General features: G+C 54.9%; 1 rRNA gene. It reads right to left on the bottom strand.

The features are described from left to right. Positions 1-6 precede the first annotated feature (6 nt). Positions 7-1,477 (bottom strand): 16S ribosomal RNA (locus VME0621_RS25950); the annotation flags it as partial.

Raw genomic sequence — 1,477 nt, 5'->3', positions numbered from 1 at the left:
TTCGTATAAGGAGGTGATCCAGCCCCAGGTTCCCCTAGGGCTACCTTGTTACGACTTCACCCCAGTCATGAACCACAAAGTGGTGAGCGTCCTCCCGAAGGTTAAACTACCCACTTCTTTTGCAGCCCACTCCCATGGTGTGACGGGCGGTGTGTACAAGGCCCGGGAACGTATTCACCGTAGCATTCTGATCTACGATTACTAGCGATTCCGACTTCATGGAGTCGAGTTGCAGACTCCAATCCGGACTACGACGCACTTTTTGGGATTCGCTCACTTTCGCAAGTTGGCTGCCCTCTGTATGCGCCATTGTAGCACGTGTGTAGCCCTACTCGTAAGGGCCATGATGACTTGACGTCGTCCCCACCTTCCTCCGGTTTATCACCGGCAGTCTCCCTGGAGTTCCCGACATTACTCGCTGGCAAACAAGGATAAGGGTTGCGCTCGTTGCGGGACTTAACCCAACATTTCACAACACGAGCTGACGACAGCCATGCAGCACCTGTCTCAGAGCTCCCGAAGGCACACCTGCGTCTCCGCTGGCTTCTCTGGATGTCAAGAGTAGGTAAGGTTCTTCGCGTTGCATCGAATTAAACCACATGCTCCACCGCTTGTGCGGGCCCCCGTCAATTCATTTGAGTTTTAATCTTGCGACCGTACTCCCCAGGCGGTCTACTTAACGCGTTAGCTCCGAAAGCCACGGCTCAAGGCCACAACCTCCAAGTAGACATCGTTTACGGCGTGGACTACCAGGGTATCTAATCCTGTTTGCTCCCCACGCTTTCGCATCTGAGTGTCAGTATCTGTCCAGGGGGCCGCCTTCGCCACCGGTATTCCTTCAGATCTCTACGCATTTCACCGCTACACCTGAAATTCTACCCCCCTCTACAGTACTCTAGTCCGCCAGTTTCAAATGCAGTTCCGAGGTTGAGCCCCGGGCTTTCACATCTGACTTAACGAACCACCTGCATGCGCTTTACGCCCAGTAATTCCGATTAACGCTCGCACCCTCCGTATTACCGCGGCTGCTGGCACGGAGTTAGCCGGTGCTTCTTCTGCAGCTAACGTCAAACGAGCACGCTATTAACGTACCCGCCTTCCTCACTGCTGAAAGTGCTTTACAACCCGAAGGCCTTCTTCACACACGCGGCATGGCTGCATCAGGCTTGCGCCCATTGTGCAATATTCCCCACTGCTGCCTCCCGTAGGAGTCTGGACCGTGTCTCAGTTCCAGTGTGGCTGATCATCCTCTCAGACCAGCTAGGGATCGTCGCCTTGGTGAGCCATTACCTCACCAACTAGCTAATCCCACCTGGGCATATCCTGACGCGAGAGGCCCGAAGGTCCCCCTCTTTGGCCCGAAGGCATTATGCGGTATTAGCCATCGTTTCCAATGGTTATCCCCCACATCAGGGCAATTTCCCAGGCATTACTCACCCGTCCGCCGCTCGACGCCGTTAACGTCACCCGAAGGGTC

Source organism: Vibrio mediterranei (genome assembly GCF_900088415.1).
GTDB classification, from domain to species: Bacteria; Pseudomonadota; Gammaproteobacteria; order Enterobacterales; family Vibrionaceae; genus Vibrio; species Vibrio mediterranei.
Note: the sequence above shows the minus strand (reverse complement) of the source record. Positions and strands in the feature narration are given on the sequence as shown.